Source organism: Rhodococcus jostii NBRC 16295, from assembly GCF_001894825.1.
Classification (GTDB): domain Bacteria; phylum Actinomycetota; class Actinomycetes; order Mycobacteriales; family Mycobacteriaceae; genus Rhodococcus_F; species Rhodococcus_F jostii.
In genome coordinates this window covers 82,082-102,712 of record NZ_BCWY01000031.1, presented here as the reverse complement: position 1 = coordinate 102,712, position 20,631 = coordinate 82,082, and the positions used below count along the sequence as shown (strand labels likewise).

Annotated in this window: 15 protein-coding genes; 1 reads left to right on the top strand and 14 read right to left on the bottom strand. The window is 68.0% G+C overall.

Annotated features, from left to right (window positions below; all coding sequences use genetic code 11):
* From RJ1_RS21045 to pruA, 10 genes are all read right to left on the bottom strand, one after another.
* On the bottom strand, window positions 1-4,438 hold a 4,438-nt coding region (locus tag RJ1_RS21045; protein ID WP_170008898.1), incomplete at its 3' end, for a non-ribosomal peptide synthetase.
* Window positions 4,439-4,596: 158 nt separating this feature from the next.
* On the bottom strand, window positions 4,597-5,535 hold the full coding sequence (locus tag RJ1_RS21040; RefSeq protein WP_073363565.1) for an HAD family hydrolase: 939 nt from the start codon (window positions 5,533-5,535) through the stop codon (window positions 4,597-4,599).
* A gap of 13 nt (window positions 5,536-5,548) precedes the next feature.
* Entirely contained in the window at window positions 5,549-7,909 is a 2,361-nt protein-coding gene (locus RJ1_RS21035) for an arylsulfatase (RefSeq protein WP_073363601.1), read from the bottom strand.
* Window positions 7,910-8,017: 108 nt separating this feature from the next.
* Window positions 8,018-9,664, bottom strand: coding sequence for a substrate-binding and VWA domain-containing protein (locus RJ1_RS21030; protein WP_073363563.1), 1,647 nt, complete (start codon window positions 9,662-9,664; stop codon window positions 8,018-8,020).
* A gap of 136 nt (window positions 9,665-9,800) precedes the next feature.
* Complete coding sequence (locus tag RJ1_RS21025) at window positions 9,801-11,039, bottom strand: PucR family transcriptional regulator (protein ID WP_073363560.1); 1,239 nt, start codon at window positions 11,037-11,039, stop codon at window positions 9,801-9,803.
* Window positions 11,040-11,206: 167 nt separating this feature from the next.
* Window positions 11,207-12,247: an NADPH-dependent curcumin/dihydrocurcumin reductase gene (gene curA / locus RJ1_RS21020; protein ID WP_073363557.1), complete on the bottom strand. Its 1,041-nt coding sequence runs from the start codon at window positions 12,245-12,247 to the stop codon at window positions 11,207-11,209.
* 52 nt (window positions 12,248-12,299) lie between these two features.
* Window positions 12,300-13,700, bottom strand: coding sequence for an acyl-CoA synthetase (locus tag RJ1_RS21015; RefSeq protein WP_073363554.1), 1,401 nt, complete (start codon window positions 13,698-13,700; stop codon window positions 12,300-12,302).
* A 12-nt stretch (window positions 13,701-13,712) separates the two neighbouring features.
* Complete coding sequence (locus tag RJ1_RS21010) at window positions 13,713-14,372, bottom strand: rhomboid family intramembrane serine protease (protein ID WP_073363551.1); 660 nt, start codon at window positions 14,370-14,372, stop codon at window positions 13,713-13,715.
* A gap of 54 nt (window positions 14,373-14,426) precedes the next feature.
* Complete coding sequence (locus tag RJ1_RS21005; protein ID WP_073363548.1) at window positions 14,427-15,404, bottom strand: proline dehydrogenase family protein; 978 nt, start codon at window positions 15,402-15,404, stop codon at window positions 14,427-14,429.
* Complete coding sequence (gene pruA, locus RJ1_RS21000) at window positions 15,401-17,041, bottom strand: L-glutamate gamma-semialdehyde dehydrogenase (RefSeq protein ID WP_073363545.1); 1,641 nt, start codon at window positions 17,039-17,041, stop codon at window positions 15,401-15,403. The genes RJ1_RS21005 and pruA overlap by 4 nt, the downstream gene beginning before the upstream one ends.
* Window positions 17,042-17,198: 157 nt before the next feature.
* On the opposite strand from pruA, the gene RJ1_RS20995 reads away from it, so the two are divergent.
* Window positions 17,199-17,792: a hypothetical protein gene (locus RJ1_RS20995; protein WP_073363543.1), complete on the top strand. Its 594-nt coding sequence runs from the start codon at window positions 17,199-17,201 to the stop codon at window positions 17,790-17,792.
* 7 nt (window positions 17,793-17,799) lie between these two features.
* On the opposite strand, the gene RJ1_RS20990 is transcribed toward RJ1_RS20995, so the two are convergent.
* Genes RJ1_RS20990 through fdxA form a run of 4 tightly spaced genes read right to left on the bottom strand, consistent with a single transcriptional unit; the run spans window position 17,800 to window position 20,620 of the window.
* Entirely contained in the window at window positions 17,800-18,213 is a 414-nt protein-coding gene (locus RJ1_RS20990) for a PPOX class F420-dependent oxidoreductase (protein ID WP_073363540.1), read from the bottom strand.
* Between the two features lie 53 nt (window positions 18,214-18,266).
* Window positions 18,267-19,148 (bottom strand): hypothetical protein, encoded by an 882-nt coding sequence (locus tag RJ1_RS20985; protein ID WP_073363538.1) that lies wholly within the window; start codon window positions 19,146-19,148, stop codon window positions 18,267-18,269.
* A gap of 45 nt (window positions 19,149-19,193) precedes the next feature.
* The gene (gene dapC, locus RJ1_RS20980) at window positions 19,194-20,294 is read right to left on the bottom strand and encodes a succinyldiaminopimelate transaminase (protein WP_073363535.1); all 1,101 of its coding nucleotides are present in this window, start codon (window positions 20,292-20,294) and stop codon (window positions 19,194-19,196) included.
* 2 nt (window positions 20,295-20,296) lie between these two features.
* Entirely contained in the window at window positions 20,297-20,620 is a 324-nt protein-coding gene (gene fdxA, locus RJ1_RS20975; RefSeq protein WP_073363533.1) for a ferredoxin, read from the bottom strand.
* Window positions 20,621-20,631 lie beyond the last annotated feature (11 nt).

The window sequence follows — 20,631 nt, the reverse complement described above, 5'->3', positions numbered from 1 at the left end:
TCGCCACCGCGGCCTCGCCCAGTCGGGGCGCCAACTCCGCGACCGACGGGGATTCGAACACCACCCGGATCGGCACCTCCACCCCGAGCGCGGTGCGGATCAACCCCACCAACCGCGTCGCGGACAGAGAATGCCCGCCCAAGTCGAAGAAGCTGTCGTCGATCCCCACCCGCGGAAGACCGAGCACGTCGCCGTAGAGTGACGCCAGCATCTCCTCCACCGGCGACCGCGGGGCCCGAAACACGCCACCGATGAACTCCGGCGCCGGCAACGCTTTCCGGTCTAATTTCCCGTTGACGGTCAGCGGCAACCGATCCAGCACCACCACCGCCGCCGGCACCATGAACTCCGGCAGTCGCCCGGCCACGAAGTGTCGAACCTCGGACGACAGTCTGCTTGCGCCGGGGTCGTTGACGTACTCGGCCATGTCATCGAGTGGACCGTCGGGCAGGTAGACATCAGACACCGCGACCGATGCCTGCGCAGTATCGTGCGGCCGGGTCCTGATGTCGGTGAAAATCACGTCCATCAGGCCCGGTGTCGGTGACCAGGTCACCGACACCGCGAACCCCAAGTCCTCACCGATGTCGTGACAGTCCTGCGGCAGCAACGCGTCCGCCCGGTTGTCCGCGTCACGCCGGGTGGGGATGTGATCGCGGTCAGCGGCGTCGTCGAGAGCGTGTGCAGCTTCGACATCGGGTGCCAGCCCCGCATGCGGCACACCGATGACCCGCACACAGTCCGGACGCCGGCCCGTCAGGAACTTCCGCAGCGCGGTGGGATCCCCGAATCGTTGCCACGACCTCGACGGCACATCAGCCAGCGACCGGGTCTTCACGGGATTCTTGCGTAACACGACTTCGTATCTGTAACAGCTTAATTCGTTGACTGCCCGGAGGCCCTCGAGTTGAATGTCTACCGCGCCGATGTCGGGGATCAGCGTCGGCAATGCGGTGAAGAACTCCGGCGCGAGCAGCAACTCCTGCTCGGCGGCAATGCCCCGGCGCACCCGATCGCGTATCACCATGGCAGTCGAGTCGACATCCGCGTGGGCTATCTGTACGCCTGTCGTGAATTCCCGGAGCAACGCGAAATTCCGTACGTCGCCGAGGAACAGCGCGCCCCCGGGGCGCAGCAAGCGCAGTGCCGTGCCGATCACGTCGATCAGGTATCCCGCGTTCGGGAAGTACTGCACGACCGAGTTCAACACCACGGTGTCGAAGACGCCGAGCGGCACACCCCCGAGATCGTCGGCGGCCTGGACCCGCAGGTGAACCCGCTCGACCCATGGGTCCTCCCGATCCACCAACCGCGATCGCAGAGCGTCGATCGTGGAAGCGGAAAAATCTGTGCCCCAATACTCTTCGCAGTGCGGAGCCAACTGCGACAGCAACAGTCCGGTTCCGACTCCGATCTCCAGCACCCGAGCCGGCCCGAGTTCGCGAATCCGTGCCACGGTCGCCGCGCGCCATTCCCGCATGTGCTCGAGGGCGATGGGCTCCCCGGTGTAGCTGCTGTTCCACCCCCCGAAATCCTCTCCGAACGCTGTCGGGTTCAGCTGCTCACCAGCCTGGGACGCGTCCCCGGAATACAGGTCGTCGTATACCCGCCTCCACTGCGAAACGAGCTCGGCCTCCCGCGCCCTGTCACGGACGAGCGAGACACCCCTGTCGAGCACGACATACCCCACCAGCTGCGTATCGGTTCCGGCGTCCCCGTCCACACGATCGGCGCCGGCAGCGGGTTCGCGGGCAATCACCGCCGCCTGCGCCACCGCAGGATGCGACATCAGTGCCGTCTCGACTTCCCCCGGCTCGACCCGGAATCCCCGCACCTTCACCTGCTCGTCGACGCGGCCCACGAAGTCCAGCACGCCGTCGGACGTCCACCGCACCAGATCACCCGAGCGGTACATCCGTGAGCCGGGTTCTCCGAACGGGCACGCTACGAACCGTTCCGCCGTCAACCCGGGCCTACCCACATATCCTCGGCCCACCCCGAACCCCGCGACATACAACTCGCCTGCCGCACCTATCGGCACCGGCACCAATCCCGACCCCAACACGAAAACCCGTGCGTTACCGATCGGAGTCCCGATCGGGCTCCGACCGCCGTCGCCGACTCCTGCGGTCAACTCCAGATGGCTCACATGCACCGTGGTTTCGGTGATTCCATACATGTTCACCAGAATCGGAGCGTTCGGACGTTCGCCCGGGAACCAGCCGCGTAGCCGGCTCGGGTCCAATGCCTCTCCTCCGAACACCACCATTCGCAGTACCGAATCAGACCCCGGGGAATGGTCCTCACGTTCGGCATCTGCGAACTCGTAGAACGCGGAAGGGGTCTGACTGAGGACCGTTACCTGCTCCCGCCGCACCACATTCCACAACTCGGCGGGCGAGCGCACCACGTCCCAGGGCACGATCACGGCCCGCCCGCCGTGCACCAATGCCCCCCACAACTCCCATACCGAGAAGTCGAAGGCCTGCGAATGACACCACGCCCACACATCCCCGCTTCCGAAGCCGCACCACCGATCGGTCCCGGCAAACAACGACACCACGTTGCGGTGGCTGATGACGACCCCTTTCGGGGTGCCGGTCGAACCGGATGTATACATCACGTACGCGGCATTGCCCGGTCTCAGTTCGGCGATCCGGTCATCGTCGACGGGGTTGATCACCGCCGACATGGCGTCTGTGTCGGCGTCGTCCACGTTCAACACGAGACAGGGAATAGCGTTGTCCGGCAACGATTCCGCGGTCACTGTGTCCGTCAGAAGGAGGAGTGGTGCAGCGTCGGTGAGAATGAAAGCGGTTCGCGCGCTCGGATAATTCGGATCGATCGGAAGATATCCGCCACCGGCCTTGAGAGTCGCGAGGAGCGCGACGATCAATTCGGACGAACGTTGCATCGCGACTGCCACGATGGAATCCGGGCCCACACCGCGCGCGATGAGATACCGCGCCAACCGATTCGCTCGACCATTGACGTCTCGATACGTCCAGTGCCGATCGCCGAGAGTGAGCGCCACCGCGTCGGGTGTCACGGCGGCCCACCGTTCGACCAGGTCGGGAATCGTGGTCTGCGGAACCGGCACCGCCGTGTCGTTCCAGGTCCGCAGAACCAGTTCACGTTCGGCGGGTCCGAGAAAGTCGTGTTCCTCTATCCGGCCTGTCGGATCGGCGACGACCGCACGGACGAAAGCCATCAGCAGATCTGCATAGAGCCTCACATCCTCACTGCTGTACAGCGCGCCGTTCGCGTCGATCTCGATGTGCATGCCGGAGCTGCCCCGACCGCCGTAGTAGATCGAAATCGACAGGTCGTCGACGGGGCCGAACGACACGCCGCGCATGGATGCCGGATTGCCTGCGAAATCGATGGAGTCGAAGAACGGAATGATATTCAGAATCGGACCGAACCGATTCTCCACGGCTCCGGATAGTCCTCTGTCCCTTCTGACGTCAGAACCCTGGTAACGGGAATGACGCAGGACGGACCGAATCGCGGTACCCACGTCGTGTGCGACGTCGGCGAAATGCGACCGCGGTGGGATCTCCACCCGGAAGGGCACCGCATTCGACACCAACCCCGGCGTTCGTCGGGCGGCCCCGACCCGGTTGGCGACGGCCAATCGCATCATGAACTCCGGCATGCCCGACAGGCGATGGAAGAGTCCGGCTACCGCTGCTGCCAGGAAACCCGGCAGCGGTATCTCGATCGTCTCTGTCGCCGTCAGCAAGTGCGCGGTGTCGTCGTCCGGCACCGTCAGGCTGTGATGCACAGTCACGGGAACCGGAGAACTCGGATGCCGCGGCAGTCGAAGTGGATCGGGCAGGGCAGCGGTGTAGTTTCGCCAGAACTCCTTGTCTCGGGCGAAACGATCGGACTGCCGGTACCGGGCATCTTCGTGGGCTATCAACTCCGGTCCGCCGAACCCGGATTCGGGGATCGGTGTTCCCGTCTTCAGCGCGGTATAGATTTCACCGATTCGACGGGCAAGAATTGCGACGCCGAACCCGTCCATCACGATGTGGTGGCACACGGCGCACAGGAAGAATCGCGCGTCGTGAACCTTGATCAAGCCTGCTCGATACAGCGCATCCCGTTCGAGATCGAAGGGCACGGCGCCGACCTCTGCCATCGACGCTTTCGCGGCCGATTCGGGGTCTGCTTCCGCACTGACATCGACGAAGAACGGTTTCCACGAGTTCGAGTCCCGCACGACCTGGCGGGGGCCATCGTCGTCCTCGACGAAATTCACCAGTACCGAGCGAGCCTCTTCCGCCACTCGCCGCAGTGCGGCTTCCATCACCGAAGGGTCGATGTCGCCGGAAATGTCGAGATACGCTGCAATATTGTTCGACAGGCCAGGCGCCAACTTCTGCGCCAGCCAGAGCGCCTCCTGGGCGGACGAAACTCGAAACGAGTCCATCGCGACCATGATCTGCCCTCACGAACGGCGGTAGGGATTTCGCCAGGTGGCGACAGCGATCTGTCCCGACAAGTTTACGCCGCCGCTGTGTCCTCAACTGTCGATTCCTCACCGCCGCAACAGCCCGCGCGAGCGCAGATCCCAGGGCGGTGAAGTACTCATCCGACCTGGTCAGGGAGTGGTGGGAACACCGTTGCCCAGTCGTTTTCGACACTCACGACGGTCCAGCGGTTGGCGTCGGCCAGTTCGAGTGCCTGCTCGGCTCCCGCGACGTACGCGAATTCGCGCTCGGGGTCGTCGTGTCGTATCAGTAGTTGCAGTGAGGGGTGGTCCGATCGCTCGGAGAACTGCAGCATCGGGACGTCCCCATTGCTGTTCCCGGCGGCGAGCAGGGGTCTCCTGCCGACCCGGCTCCAGATCCGGATCGGCTTCTCGGGACCGTCGACCAGCACGTCCAACTCGGGTTTGTGCAGGAGCGTGCCACCGCGGCCGTCGCTCGTCCACGCCAGCGACGCGCTGCTGCCGATGACCCGCTGACGGGGCACGCCGTACACGTCCAGGCTGATCGGCCGCATGAAGTCGCGGCCGCCGCCGGAGACGATGTAGTTGTGGAACCCGTTCGCCCCGAGGTAGTCGAGCAGTTCGATCATGGGTGCATAGCTGCACGTCAGATATTTGCGGCCAAGGGTGGGATGGTCGGTGGTGCGCAGGAATTGGTCGGCCTGCGCCTCGAACTCTTCCACGGTGATGTCGGCGAACGCCGTCAGCACCCCGACGGCGAACACCTTCACTCCGCTGTCGTCGCCGCGGTAGTGATCGGTGATGACGGCGCTGAGCCAGTCGTAGTCGCGGGTGAAGGCCGCCTGCCACGGCTGGCGGGTGCACAGCGCCGGATCCTGCTCCGCCATCACCACGAGGCGGCGCAGGATGAAATCGAGCTGGATCGGCATCGGCTTCTCACACCACAGCGTGCCGTCGTTGTCGAAGACCGCGATCCGCTCCTCCACGGGGACGTCGGTCGCCGTCACCCGCCCGACGAATTCCAGGATGGCCGCCTTGCCGGCACCCTCACGCCAGCTCGGAAGGGGCTCCGTCATGGCGCTTCCGCTCTCACTCGCGCGAGAGCATGGCGGCGGCTTCGCGTTCGAGGTCGACGAACGGTTCGCCGCTGACATCGATCGCGACCCGGTTCAGCGTCCCACCGGTGAAGGCCCACGGCGACGAACCCGGATAGTCGTCGGTGACGGGTTCGCCGCTGTCGCGACCGGCATTGAGGCCCTCGCCGCCTCCGATGCTGAACTTGCCGGGCTGGGTCCGGATTCGGCCCTCGCCGACCTTGCGGTCGCCGTAGTAGAGGCTCAGAAGCCCGTGGGCGGTACCGGGCGGGTCCTCGCCGTCCTTCTCGAACGACGCAGCCAGGATGAGGTTCTCCCCGGTCGGCAAGTCCTCGGTCGCGTCGATCGCCTGCCGTTCGCTGCCGAGGAAGTTGTACACGTAGTGCAGCCGATTGTCCTTGACGTACATCGAGTGCCCACCGAACCTGCCGCCGTGCGAGAACAGCACCCCGGCCGCGCCGGGTTCCGGGAGGTCGACGAGCGCCCCGATCGAGTAGGAGCGGTTGCGCAGGTTGACGGCCACCGCCTCCGGTACCTCCGCACCGCCGGGGCGGTAGACGTAGCGATTGCGCGGGGGCGCGAGTTGAGGACGTGGGGTGGTGAGGAGTTCGACGGGCGAGCGATCGTCGAGCGGCAGCGCCAGGTTCGCGCCGGCCTCGTGGAACCACAGTCCGACGAGCTCAGCCAGTCTGCCGGGTTCGTCGGCGGCGAGGTCGTGGAGTTCCGAGCGGTCCACCTGGGTGTGGTACAGCTCCCAGGTGTCCTCCGGGAAGTGGCTCCACCCGCTCAGCGTCGGGTGGGTGGTGACGGCCTTCCAGCCGTCATGCCAGATGCCCCGCCCGCCGAGCATCGAATAGAACTGGGTGTGCTTGGCGGTGGGGATATTTCCGGCGTCGAAGCTGTAGCGCATGCTCACACCCTGGATCGGGTGCTGGGTGTACCCCTTGACCGTCTCGGGAAGTTCGACACCGAGGCAGTCGAGCAGGGTCGGGACGATGTCGATGGCGTGGTGGTACTGGTCGCGGGTCTCGCCGCGGGCCTCGATCCCGCCGGGCCACGACATGATGCACGGGTCGGAGGTGCCGCCGTTGAACGAGTACCGTTTCCACATCTTGAACGGGGTGTTGAAGGCCATCGCCCACCCGTTCGGGTAATGGTTGTAGGTCTCGGTGCCGCCGAGCTCGTCGAGCATCTTCATGTTTTCGGCCAGATCGTCCGGCACGCTGTTGGCGATCTTGTTCTCGTTGACCGAACCGTTGGGTCCGCCCTCGCCGCTGGCGCCGTTGTCGGAGACCACCACGATGATGGTGTTGTCGAGTTGCTCGATGTCGTCGAGGTAGGCGAGCAGTCGGCCGATCTGGTCGTCGCAGTGCGAGAGGAAACCGGCATACACCTCGGCCATGCGCGCGAAGAGCCGCTTTTCGTCGGCGGAGAGGGTGTCCCAGGGGCGGGTGAAGTCCAGCGGTGGGAACGGCTGGCCGTCGGGTCCGGTGCGGGAGTCAGGAGTGCCGATCGGGTTGAGCGGCGGCAGCTCGGTGTCCGGAGGTACCAGGCCCATCTCCTTCTGCCGGGCCAGAGTCCGCTCGCGCATCGCTTCGTAGCCGTCGTCGAATCTGCCGCGATAGCGGTCGGCCCACTCCCGGGGCACCTGGTGCGGGGCGTGGGCGCAGCCGGGTGCGTAGTACAGGAACACCGGCCGGTCCGGGGCGATCGCCTTGACGTCGCCGAGGTATTCGAGCGCATGGTCGGTGATGTCGACGCTGAAGTGGTAGCCCTGCTCCGGGGTGGCGGGCTGCTCGACGGGATGGTTGTCGTGCACCAGATCCGGATACCACTGGTTCGTCTCCGCGCCGAGGAAGCCGTAGAAGCGCTCGAAACCGCGGCCGACCGGCCAGTTCCGTTTCGTCGACGCCAGGTTCATCTCGTCCTCGGCGCACAGATGCCACTTGCCGACCATCGCGGTGCTGAAGCCCTGCTCGACGAGGATCTCGGCGAGGGTGGCGCACTCGGGAGGAATGTGGCCGTTCCCGCCGGGGAAGCCCACTGCACACTCGCTGATGCACGCCATCCCGTTGGTGGTGTGGTTACGCCCCGTCAACAGGCAGGATCGCGTCGGGGAACACAGTGCGGTGGTGTGCCACTGGCCGTACCGGAGTCCGTTCGCGGCGATCCGGTCGATGTTCGGAGTCTCGATCGGCCCGCCGTAGCACCCCATCGCCCCGAAACCGACGTCGTCGAGCACGATGTAGAGCACGTTCGGCGAACCGGGCGTCGCCTTCGGTTGCTCGTACGGACCCCAATCCGGGATCGAGTCACGAATGTCGAGATTGACGACACCTCTGAACGGCTTGGCCATGACGAGCTCCTCGAATGGGTCGACCCCCACCTTCCACCAAAGCACTTTCGGCTGGTGGATGGCTAGGGGTGTGCTCGAAAAGTCCGACTGTGCCGGAACGGAATTCCCCTAGCTACGACCGCGGGCCGCCAACGCGTTGACGAACACGTTCGCGATGTCGGCGGGATCCTTCGCGACGTAGCTCGACCCGCCCGTCACCCGGGAGATCTCGGCGAGCGTGGCCGCGTCGGCGTCGTCGGTGATGCCGATCGTCACGATGATGACGGGGCGAGCCGGATCCATCTCCCGCTCGAGGATGCTCATCAGCTGGTCCCTGGTGATGGAGTCCGGGTCCTCGTTGGCACCGTCGGTCAGGATGATCACACTGTTCACCGCGCGCGGATCGTACGTCTCCTGCACCGTCCGGAACGCGGCGAGCGTCGTGTCGTACAGCCCGGTGCCACCGCCGATGAGCCCTTCGACCTTCGTCGCCTGCTGCGCCATCAACTGCCGTTGCGTGACACCGTCGACCAGGGTGTCGTAGCGCCGGATCGGGACCATCTCCTTGTAGTCCTGCGGTCCCCCGCCCAGCCCCTGCGAGAACGCCCACAGGCCTGCCGACACGCTGTCCGGGAACATCGCGTTGCCCGCGAGGGCCGCGTCGACCGTGAGGTCCATCCGGGACCGGTCGCCCGCCGGCATCTCCATCGACCCCGACACGTCGATCGCGACGAGGGTGCGGATGGGCAGCGCCATGAGCGCCCACCCACCGAGTGCGTCCTGCAGCGCCGACTCGTCCTCGAGCGCGAGCTTGGTGGCCCTGCCGACGCCGCGGCCGTCCGGCAGTGGGCTCCCGTCGGGACCGCGGAACCCGTTGTCGGCGAGAACCGCGCGAGCGTCCTCGCCGCCGAGGACTCCGGCCACGGCTCGGGCCACCTGGGTGGCCTTGTAATGCCGGTCGGGGGCGGGCGAGGTGACGACGAGCGGGAAGTTCATGAAGTTGCTGCCGGTCGGCGGCACGGTCGCGACGAGCGCGCGCGCACCGTCACCGTCGGCGAAGTCGAGCACGGACTGCTCGGTGGCCACGGCGACGCCACCTTTGTCGACGACGCCCTGCAGCATTTCCTCGCCGATCGGCTCGTCCGCGGTCCGCGCGCTCTCCTCCTGCGCGAGGGGAACCAGCGCTGCCCGCACCGTCCCCGCGGAGACGGGATCGGCCTGCCCCTCGGCGAGCGCGGCGTTGATCGGGGCCTGCGCGACCCCGGTCACGAGGGGGTTGCCCAGCTGGATGTCCTTGATCTGGAGGGCGGCGAGCCACGTCGGCGACGTCGGGGCATCCTCCTCGCGGGACGCCAGGACGACGGGCGAGGACGCGATCGAACCCGTCATCACCTCGATCGGACCGGCCGCGGTGAGCGCCGCCTTGCCCACCCAGGCGCCGGAGTCGGGGATCCAGAGGTCCGGGGCGTCGGTGCCCTTCCCCAGCCGTCCCGCGATGTCGCCGGACGTCGCGGTGCCGACCGTGACGTTCGCGCAACCCAGGTCGGTGTCTTTCGCTTCGCCGAGAATCTTGCCGAGGGCGGGAACGATGCTCGGATCGGCGGCCAGGGTGTAGTCGGTGACCTGATCGCAGTCGTCGGCCCACGAGCGCACCGCCTGGACCACGACGACCACGGAGGCCACGAGGCCGATCACGACAGCGGCGCACACCGCGTAGAAGCCGGGCGAACGACCGACACGCTCCTGGTGCGCGCTCGAATGACGCCCTCCGGCCATCGCCCTGCCCTCTCTGACATTTCGATCACGAGACGACCGAATACGCACCGGGACCGAATATGATCCGGCCCACATCGTAGCGAACGTGCAGCGTACGGCGCTGCGCCGGTGCCCGGGGGTCCGGGTCAGGGGACCGTCAGCGCTCGGGTTGCGCGACCTCGAGCCGGCGAGCCACGAGCGCCGCCTGGATCTGCCGCAGCCCCGACGGGCGGGTCGGGTCGTAGCCCGTCAGCTGTGCCACCCGCTTGAGTCGGTAGTCCACCGTGTTGGTGTGCAGATGCATCTTCTTCGCGGTGCGCTGTCGGTTGAGGTCGTGCCCGATGTGTACCTCGAGAGTTTCGATCAGTTCGGGTGAGGAGTCCAACGGTTCGAGGAGCCGCGCCAGGTGGGTGCGTCCCGGCCCGGGACGGGTGAGCTGGTATTCGAGCGCCAGATCGTCCATCTCGTAGAGTCTCGGCTCCAGCGCGAGTCGATCGGCCAGGTCGAGGAGTTCGTGGACCTGCTCCGCGGCCGCCGGGATGCCGGCCGTGCGAACCCGGGTCGCGGTAGCGGTGAGCGGAACCCCGGCGGCCGCTCCGATGCGGTCGAGCAGCGAGATCATCCACGCCCGCTCGGGTGAGCCCGGCAGCAACAGCGTTCCACCGTCCGGGCTCAGCGAGCAGAGGGCTGCCCCACCGGAGGCGTCCGCCAGCTCGATCTGCAACCGCCGCAGCTTCTGCCGGGCGACGACGGTCTTCCGGCGGTGGGTCACCGACTCCGTGGGATGCGCGGGTATCGACAATCCCAGCACGACGTACTCGTCGGCCAGTTCCACCCCCGCGTGCCGGGCAGCGGTCGCCGCCTTCCGCCCGCTGAGCAGCGCCGTGACGAGGTTGACCGCGGCACCGTCGCGTTCACTATTGACAGCCTCGAGTTCCTCCACGTAGCTGGTGGTGGCGGCCACGGTCACGCATTCGAGCAGGCTGAACATCACCTTCTGGATGGCCAGGAGCTCGGGCAGGTCTTCCGTGCGGGCGTTCGACGCTACGAGGTCGCCGGCCTCCCGGATCCCTTCGTGGAGGATGCGGAGCACGAGTTTCAGCGGGAATCCTTCGCGGGCCCAGCGCGCGGAACTGTTGCGCACCTCCGCGAGGTCCTCGTCGGTCGGGCTGATGCCCTCGTCGAGCATCTGGATGCCGAGGCCGAGGCAGACCACGGTGAAATCCATGACGTCGCTCTGCAGTTGTTCGCCGGGAAGCGCACCACACGGGGTCACGTTGTCGGCGAAGTGCCGGACCAGCTTCTGAGCGACCGTCCGAGTGTCGCGGAGCGGGGCGGACGCGGGCCTGCCGTCGACGAGGATTTGCGAACCCGCCCCCGAACTGTGATTCGTCATAGTTCTCATCACTCCCCTGTGTGGATGACACCGAACTCCCGCACCATCGACATCACGTATACATAACGAGGGTTCGCTTATGTCACCGTTGTATCACGACAACGCTCTGTCCAGGGCGAATACGGCGATGAATCGAACGTTGTCCGGCGCGGGTGGGAGGAGGGGTCTCAGTTCTCCTCGGCGACCCGGACCACCAGCTTGCCGAAGTTGCCGCCCCGGAGCAGCCCGATGAACGCCGCAGGCGCATTCTCGATCCCGTCGACGATGTCCTCGCGGTAGGCGAAGCGTCCCTCCCTGATCCACTCGGACACGTCCCGCTGGAAGTCGGCGTACATCTCGGAGACGAACTCGCTCTGGATGAATCCGCGGATCGTGAGGCTCTTGACGAGCACCCGGCTGAAGAATCCGGGCAGCCGATCCGGCCCCTCGGGCGCCTCGGTGTCGTTGTACTGCGCGATGAGGCCGCATACGGGAACTCGCGCATACAGGTTGAGCAGCGGCAGCACCGCCGCGGCCACCGCGCCGCCGACGTTCTCGAAGTACACGTCGATGCCATCGGGGCACGCGGCGCGCAGTTCCTCGGCGAAGTTCGGGGACCGGTGGTCGACGGCGGCATCGAATCCGAGTTCGTCCAGCAGGTAGGCGCACTTCTCCGGCCCGCCCGCGATCCCGACGGCCCGGGCGCCCTTCAGTTTCGCGATCTGCCCCACGGCCGAACCGACCGGACCGCTGGCCGCCGCGACCACCACCGTCTCGCCCGCCGCGGGCCGGCCGATTTTCAGCAGGCCGGAGTAGGCGGTGAAGCCGGGCATACCGAGGACGCCGACAGCGGTCGACAACGGTGCTGCACCGGGGTCGAGTTTCCGGAGGTGGTTGCCGTCGACCACCGCGTGCGACTGCCAGCCCGCGTAGGCGAGAACGTAGTCACCGGAAGCGAAGTCCGGGTGCCGGGAGTCGACGACCTGCCCGACCGTGCCACCGACCATGACCTCGTCGATCTCGACCGGGTCGGCGTAGGACTCGGCGTCGCTCATCCGGCCGCGCATGTACGGGTCGAGCGACAGGTAGACGACGCGGATCAGCACCTCCCCCTCGGCGGGTTCGTGCAGGTTGACGGCCTCCAACCGGAAGTTGTCGGCGGTCGGCGCACCGTCCGGCCGCGACGCGAGGACGATTCGGGTGCTCTGAACGATGCTCTCCACACTCACTGTGCGCCTGCCAATCCGTGTCGGGCCGGTATCGTTCGCCAGCCTACCGACGTCAGAACAGTTGCTTCTTCTGCACCTTGCCCATCGCATTGCGCGGAAGCGACTCGACGACGCGGATCTCGCGGGGCCGCTTGTGGACCGACAGTTCGGTGGCCACGTGCTCGATCAGCTCGGTCTCCGAGACGTTGTCCCCCACCACGAAGGCCACGAGCCGCTGACCGAGGTCCGGGTCGGGGAGGCCGACCACCGCCGCTTCCCGCACACTCGGGTGGCCGAGGAGCGACGTCTCCACCTCTCCCGCGCCGACGCGGAATCCGCCCGACTTGATGAGGTCCGTGGATTCGCGGCCGACGATGCGGTGGAACCCGCCGCGGTCGATGACGGCGACGTCGCCGGTCTTGAAGAAGCCGTCGTCCGTGTACGACTCGGCTGTCGCGTCAGGCCTGCCGAGGTAGCCGTCGAAGAGCATCGGCCCCCGCACCTGCAGCCCGCCGATCGACTCGCCGTCGTGCGGGACGTCCCGCCCGGCCTCGTCGCGCAGCCGGGTCTCGACGCCGCGGACCGGCACACCCACCCACCCCGGACGCCGCTCGCCGTCGGCCCGGGTGCTGAGCGTCAGCATCGTCTCGCTCATGCCGTAGCGCTCGATGGGTGCGTGCCCGGTCAGCTCGTGCAGCTTCTCGAACACCGGCACCGGCAGCGGGGCGCTGCCCGACACCAGCAGTCGCGCACCCGACAGCGCGCGCGCCGACTCGGGGTCGTCGGCGATGCGACTCCACACGGTCGGGACACCGAAGTACATCGTTCCCTCGGCCGCGGCGTACGCCGACGGGGTGGGTTTCACCGTGTGGACGAGGCGGCTACCGATCCGCAGCGGGCCCAGCACACCCAGGATGAGCCCGTGGACGTGGAACAGCGGAAGTCCGTGCACCAGGGTGTCGTTGCGGGTCCACTGCCAGGCGTCGGCGAGCGCGTCGAGATCGGCGGCGATGGCCTTCCTGCTGATCAGGACTCCCTTGGGCGGTCCCGTCGTGCCGGAGGTGTAGAGCACGAACGCGGTGCCCGACTCGGGCGGTTCCGGGTAGCTGTGCCACGACCGGGCGTGGACGCGGACCGGGACGACGGGCAGACTCGCCGGGTCCGCGGGCGCCTCGCCGAGCCACGCCTGCGCACCGGAATCGCGCAGGATGTGCGCGAGTTCGGCCGGGCCGGAATCGGGCGGCACCGGCACCGCGGTCACTCCTGCGATAAGGCACCCCACGACGGCGAGGACCGTGGTGACGGTGGGGGTCGCGAGGATCGCGACCCGATCCGCGCGTGCCACGCGTTCGGCCACGGACGTCGCCGCACCCAGCACGTCGCCGCGCGACAGGGTGGTGTCGCCGATCCGGACGGCGTCGGGAATGTCGTCGCCCTGGGCGACGGCCAGAGGATTCAGAGATCGCAGCAGCACATCGACAGCCTCTCACAGGGCGCGGGCGCGTCCCTCGAGGTCTCCCGGTGGCGGACTGACGGTGGCCAGCGCCGCACCGAGCAGGGCCCCGGTCAGCACTGCCAGGCCGTGGGCGTCGTCGGTCGCCACCAGCAGGACGCCGGCGAGCACGATGCCGCCACTCGCGGTGAGGGCGCGCCACTCCTTGGACTGCATCACGACCAGACCGGCGAGCGACGCGGCCAGCGCGAGCGTGGCACCCGAGTTGCCGGCGCCCGGCGACGGGAAGAGAAACGCGGTGAACAGGCCGAAGATGATCTGACTCGCCACGAACAGCAACACGGCGCGGTTGCCGCCCCAGACACGGACCGCGAGCGGCGCCACCCAGGCGAGCACGAGCAGGTTCACCACCGTCCCGGCGATTCCCCCGTCCTGCACCGCGACCGACGTGACGATCCGCCACCACTGGTGGTCCCGGATCTGGGTGGGGTCCCGCTCGAGGGCGTCGAGGACGGCGGGAAGGACGATCTGCAGCAGCGACGGCACGGCGATCAGCAACCACAGCACCACCGCGGTGCGCGGCGGACGGGTGAGCCGGACCTCGCCGATGCGCGTCGAACCGAGCAGCGTCGCGAGTACGAGAACGAGGACGAAGAGGACCGCGCTGGTCCATCCCTCGCCAGAAGTCGTCACCGCGAAACTCTACAACGGCGCGCCCTCGCGGGAACCGAACCGCGACTGCACCGGTCAGTCCCGGGTGACCACCGAGCGCAGGAAGAACCGCAGGTTCGAGGGACGCTCGGCCAGCCGCCGCATGAAGTACGCGTACCACTGACTTCCGTACGGCACGTACACCCGAACCTGCTTGTCCTCGTTCGCGAGCCGACGCTGCTCGACGTCCCGGATCCCGAACAGCATCTGGTGTTCGTAGGCGTCGGCGGCGCGGCCCGTGCGCCCGACCAGAGGCGCGACGGCGTCGATGACGGCGGGATCGTGCGACGCCACCATCGGGTACCCGGACCCGTCCATTAGGATCCCGAGGCACCGCAGATACGACGCATCGACGGCGGCGCGTTCCTTGAACGCGACCGACTCGGGTTCCCGGTACGCGCCCTTGCACAACCGGACCCTCGAATCGGGGCCGGCGAGGGCGCGGCAGTCGTCCTCGGTGCGGCGCAGATACGACTGCACCACCGCGCCGAGCCAGGGATAGTCGCGGCGGAGTTCCCGCACGATCGCCAGTGTCGAATCGGTGGTGGTGTGGTCTTCGGCGTCCACGGTCACCCACACCCCCGCCGCCTCCGCGGCGGCGCAGATGGTGCGGGCGTTGTCGGTGGCGATCCGGCGGCCGTCACCGGCGAGCGCCTGCCCCAGCGCCGACAGCTTCATCGACACCTCGAGGCGGCGAACACCCGATTTCCCTTCCGCCGCTTCGGGAAGTGCACCGAGGTCGGCGACGAGGGCCAGGTACTCGTCCACCGTCGCCTGCGCCCCTGCCGCGTCATGGGTGTCCTCCCCGAGGAAGTCGATGGACACCGACCGGCCCGAATCGAGGATTTCCCGGACCGACGACAGCACCGCTTCCCGGCTCTCCCCGGCGATGAAGCGGTCGACGAGTTTCCGGGTGACGGGGGCACCGGTGACCGCGCGTTTGACGCGGGACGACCGGGCCGCCGCGAGGATCGCCGGACGCAGCGGATTCGCCAGTACGGTGGGCGCTTTCATTCCGTCCCCATGTGCGGATAGCGGTAGTCGGTGGCGGGGACGAACGTCTCCTTGATGGTGCGGGCCGACACCCACCGCAGCAGGTTGAGCTTGGACCCGGCCTTGTCGTTGGTGCCGGACGCGCGGGCCCCGCCGAACGGCTGCTGCCCGACGACTGCCCCCGTCGGCTTGTCGTTGACGTAGAAGTTTCCGGCGGTGAACCGGAGCGCGGACGTAGCCTGCTCGACGGCCTGGCGGTCGTCGGCGATCACCGCGCCGGTCAGTGCGTAGGGGGCCGCGGAGTCGACGCGGGCGAGCACGTCGGCGAACGCGTTCGGCGCCGAGTCGTCGTAGACGTGCACCGTGAGGATCGGACCGAAGTACTCGGTGGTCATCGCCTCGTCGGTGGGGTCGTCGGCCAGGAGGACGGTGGGCCGGACGAAGTAGCCGACACTGTCGTCGTACTTGCCGCCGACGGCGATCTCGAGTCCCGCGGTGCTGCGGGCGCGTTCGATGGCCGCGACGTTCTTCTCGTACGCGCGCCGGTCGATGAGGGCCCCGCCGAAGTTCTCCAGGTCGGTCACGTCACCGTAGGTGAGGGCGTCGACTTCCGCGGTGAACGTGTCGCGCATCCTCCGCCACAGCGATTTCGGGACGTAGGCGCGGGAGGCGGCCGAACATTTCTGACCCTGGTATTCGAATGCGCCGCGGATCAGCGCGGTCCGCAGCACGTCCTCGTCGGCCGAGGCGTGCGCGACCACGAAGTCCTTGCCACCGGTCTCCCCCACCAGCCGGGGGTAGCCGGCGTACTTCCCGATGTTCGCGCCCACCTCGCTCCACAGATGCTGGAACGTGCGGGTCGACCCGGTGAAGTGGATGCCGGCGAGGCGGGGGTCGCTCAGGAGGACCTCCGACACCGCCTGCCCGCTGCCGGTGAGCAGGTTGATCACGCCCGGGGGCAGTCCCGCCGCCTCGAGCAGTTTCATCGTCCAGTACGCGGCAACGGTCTGCGTCGACGACGGCTTCCAGATCACCGTGTTGCCCATCAGCGCCGGTGCGGTCGGCAGATTGCCCGCGATCGCGCTGAAGTTGAAGGGGGTGATCGCGTAGACGAACCCCTCGAGCGGCCGGTACTCGAGCCGGTTCCACACCCCGGGTGAGGAGATCGGCTGGTCGGCGAGGATCTGCCGTGCGAAGTGAACGTTGAAGCGCCAGAAGTCGATCAGCTCGCACGGCGCGTCGATCTCCGCCTGCTGCACCGACTTCGACTGGCCGAGCATCGTCGCCGCGGCGACCGTTTCGCGCCACGGCCCGGACAGCAGGTCGGCGGCCCGCAGGATCACGGCGGCCCGGTCGTCGAACGAGAGCGCCCGCCAGTGCGGTGCCGCCGCCGCGGCGGCCTCGACCGCCGCCGCCGCGTCGTCGTGGGTGGCGCTGCGCAGCGTACCGAGCACGGCGGAGTGTCGATGGGGTTGGACCACGTCGATGCGGTCGCCGTTGCCGTGCCGGTGTTTCCCCCCGATCACGTGCGGGATGTCGACGGGATTGCCGGCGATGTCGGTGAGTGCGGATTGCACTCGGGACCGTTCGGGACTGCCCGGCGCGTACGTGTGGACCGGCTCGTTGGTGGGCACCGGAACCTGGGTGATGGCGTCCATTCTGGCTGCCTCCTGCCCTCAGATCGTGAGGAACTGTGACCGGGAACCGCGGGTGGACGGGGACACCCGTCCGAACGGAACCCTCGAGCCCAGGTTAGCGCTGTACGGGGGTACTCATCCGGTTTTGACGCGCCGACAGGCTGGCTACCATCGGCACATGGCCGAACGGAACCGCGTGTCACCCCGATCCGACATCGTCGCGATTCCACTCCGCGGCCGGTTCATGGGCAATCGTGGCTGCCTGCACCGCGGGCGGACGGTCGTGCGCAATCATTCCGGAAAACGGTGGATCATCTGCGTCACCGACTACCCGGCCCGCACGGTCCCGCAGTGGAGCGAGGGCCATTACACGGTGCTGTTCTTCCATGACGAGGCGGTGGCGCTCGCCGCCGGACACCGGCCGTGCGCCCTCTGCAGGCACGAGCGGTACAACGACTTTCGCGCCGCCTGGCGGGCGGCGCACGGAGGCGGGCTGCCGAGCGCGGACGAGATGGACGCCCGGCTGCACGGTGAACGACTCGACGGCTCCCACCAGCGCACCCACGAGGCCGCGTGGTCGTCGTTGCCGCCCGGCACCTTCACGCTCGTCGACGGCGGCCCCGCCCTCGTACTGGGTGAGACCGTCGTCCCGTGGTCGGAGGACGGCTACGCGGCACCCTCGACGCGTCCGGCCTCCGGGACCGCCACCGTCCTGACGCCGCCGGCCACCGTCGCCGTGCTCGCGGCCGGCTACCGTCCGGACGTCGCCTAGGTCGCCTCTACACGTCGCGTGCGTTCGAGACGAGTTGGTGGACGTCCTGGTCGGTGGCGCCGAGACCGAAGCTGATGATGCGTTCGGGGCGGATGCGGATGGTCGGGCCGCCGAGTCCGTCGGCCTGCGCGGCCTCGGCGTCGAGGGCCTCGGCGTGCCCGCGGATTTCGACGCACCGGACCCGCCACGGGTCGACGGAGGGCACGTCGTCCACGACGAACGCCACCTTTCCGTTGTCGGCGACGTTGCGGAACTTCCGGCTCGCCGCCATGTTGTAGCCCTGGATGTCGATCGTGGACGTGTCGGCGTTGTAGTGGAAGCCGACGGGACTGACCTGCAAGGTTCCGCCCGGTTGCACCGTCGCGAGCCGGCCGAGGCGTTGTGATGCCAGGTAGTCGAGTTCCTGCTGGGTGAAAGACATGGAATCAGGCTAAGACCTCGAGCGCGCTGGAGGTCAAGGGTTCGGCACGCTTCTCAGCCGAAATCGTCGAGAGCGCGCCGAGCCTCCTCGACCCGCCGCTCCGCCGCCTCCACATCGCGTTCTCCCCGGTGCACGACCTCCGCCGACGCCTTCTCGGCGTTCCGCGTGAACTGCCGCTCCTGTTCGGCGTGGTCGAGTTCGGCGCGCAATTCCTCGATCCGGTGGTCGATCTCGGTCAGCGTGGATCGTGCCTGCTCCAGCTCCGCGTTCGCGTCGTGCAGCGCGGCGCGGGCCTCGTCGGCGTTCCCCGTGGCGTCCGCCAGTTCCGCCTCGGCGGCCGTGCGTTCGGCGTCGCGGTCACGTTCCGCCGACTTTTTCTTCGATTTCTCGGCCGAAGGCGTGGGGGCGGGTTCGGGCTTCGCACCCTTCTTCGTGGTCTTTCCCCGGACGACGGCGAGTCCGGCCGGTCCGAACCCGCTGTAGGTCGCCGCCGTCACCACCCGGCCATGCCGCACCTGTTCGGCGGTCTCGGCGTCGGCGAGGGCGGCGTGCAACGTCTGCCCGACATCGCGTAGCGCGTCCTCCCCGACGGTCCGGCCGCGCTCGGCGGCGAGTTCACCGGCCTTGCGCGCCAACGCGCGGACCACCTGCTGCCGTTGCGTCGTCAACCGCCGGAGGTCCGGGCCGGACAGGTGCCGTTGCGCGTCACGGAGGGCGTCACCGAGGGCGAGGAGCGCACCGACCTCGTCGGGCAGCTCACGGGCGAGCAGGTTGACGAGCCAGCCGACGACCGTCGGCTTCCGCAGTTTCCCGATCTCGGTGGCCAGCGCCCGGTCCTTGTTCTCCCGCGCCGCGCTCACCTGCGCGGTGCGGGCCTCGACGAACTCGCCGGGGTCGAGGCCGTACAGCTCGTCGGCGACGTCGTCGAGGGTCACCGCACAATCCTGACACCGAGTCGGCCCGCACAGGGCCGACTCGGGTCAGACCAGTCGTTCCGCCGCGGCCGCGATCCGTTCGTCACTGGCGGTGAGGGCGATGCGCACGTGCGTGCCTCCGCCGGGCCCGTAGAACTCCCCGGGTGCCACGAGAATGCCGCGTTCGGCGAACCATTCGACGGTGTCCCGGCAGGCTTCGCCGCGGGTGGCCCACAGGTACAGCCCGGCTTCGGAGTTGTCGACGGTGAACCCGGCGCCCCGCACCGCGGCGAGGAGGATCTCGCGGCGGCGGCGGTACCGCTCACGCTGCTCGTTCTCGTGGTCGTCGTCGCTCAGCGCGGCGGTCATCGCCGACTGGATCGGCAGCGGCACCATCATGCCCGCGTGCTTTCGGACCTCGAGGAGTTCGGCCACCAACGCCGGGTCACCGGTGACGAATCCCGCACGGTAGCTCGCGAGATTGGACGTCTTGGACAGCGAGTGCACCGCGAGGAGCCCGGTGAGGTCGCCGTCGTTCACCCGCTCGTCGAGGATCGAGAGCGCCTCGCCCTCCCAGGTCAACCCGAGGTAGCACTCGTCGGAGGCGACGATGGCACCGCGTTGCCGCGCCCAGTCGACCACCTTGCGCAGATGCTCGAGCCCGAGCACCTTGCCGGTGGGGTTGGACGGCGAGTTCACGAAGATCAGCGACGCGCCCTCGGGCCCGAGCCGGTTGAGCCCGTCGGCGCGGATCACCCGCGCCCCGGCGAGCAACGCACCCACCTCGTACGTGGGGTACGCCAACTCCGGAATGACGACGAGGTCCTCGGCGCCGAGCCCGAGAAGGCGTGGCAGCCAGGCGATGAGCTCCTTGGTGCCGATCGCGGGCAGCACCGCCGCCGGATCGATTCCGGTGATCCCGAAGCGGCGGCGCAGGGCCTCGACCGCCGCGTTGCGCAGTTCGTCCGTGCCGTGCGTCGTCGGATATCCCGGCACCGCAGCGACCGCGGTCAGCGCCTCCTGGATGATCGGCGCGACAGGATCGACCGGGGTCCCCACCGACAGGTTGACGATGCCGCCCGGATGCGCGAAGGCCTTTGCCTTCGCCGACTCGAGTGAGTCCCACGGAAAGTCGGGGAGAGCTTTGGCTACCGAGATACGAGGCACATCTAGTCCTCGCCCATGGGGGGCAGAGCCTTGATGAACGGCGGGTCGTAGTCGACCTTGCCCAGCTTCGCCGCACCGCCGGGGGAACCGAGGTCGTCGAAGAAGTCGACGTTCGCGGCGATGTAGCCGTTCCACTGGTCCGGGACGTCGTCTTCGTAGAAGATGGCTTCGACGGGGCAGACGGGTTCACAGGCGCCGCAGTCCACACATTCGTCCGGATGGATGTAGAGCATCCGCCCGCCCTCGTAGATGCAGTCGACAGGGCATTCCTCGATACACGCCTTGTCCAACACATCCACGCACGGTTCAGCAATCGTGTAGGGCACTGCCGCTCTCC

Bases quoted from the DNA above. Each gene is read 5' to 3' on its own strand.
- RJ1_RS21040 (WP_073363565.1), bottom strand. From the start codon at position 5,535: ATGACGGAGCCCCTTCCGAGCTGGCGTGAGGGTGCCGGCAAGGCGGCC.
- RJ1_RS21035 (WP_073363601.1), bottom strand. From the start codon at position 7,909: ATGGCCAAGCCGTTCAGAGGTGTCGTCAATCTCGACATTCGTGACTCG.
- RJ1_RS21030 (WP_073363563.1), bottom strand. From the start codon at position 9,664: ATGGCCGGAGGGCGTCATTCGAGCGCGCACCAGGAGCGTGTCGGTCGT.
- RJ1_RS21025 (WP_073363560.1), bottom strand. From the start codon at position 11,039: ATGACGAATCACAGTTCGGGGGCGGGTTCGCAAATCCTCGTCGACGGC.
- RJ1_RS21005 (WP_073363548.1), bottom strand. From the start codon at position 15,404: ATGAAAGCGCCCACCGTACTGGCGAATCCGCTGCGTCCGGCGATCCTC.
- pruA (WP_073363545.1), bottom strand. From the start codon at position 17,041: ATGGACGCCATCACCCAGGTTCCGGTGCCCACCAACGAGCCGGTCCAC.
- RJ1_RS20995 (WP_073363543.1), top strand. From the start codon at position 17,199: ATGGCCGAACGGAACCGCGTGTCACCCCGATCCGACATCGTCGCGATT.
- RJ1_RS20990 (WP_073363540.1), bottom strand. From the start codon at position 18,213: ATGTCTTTCACCCAGCAGGAACTCGACTACCTGGCATCACAACGCCTC.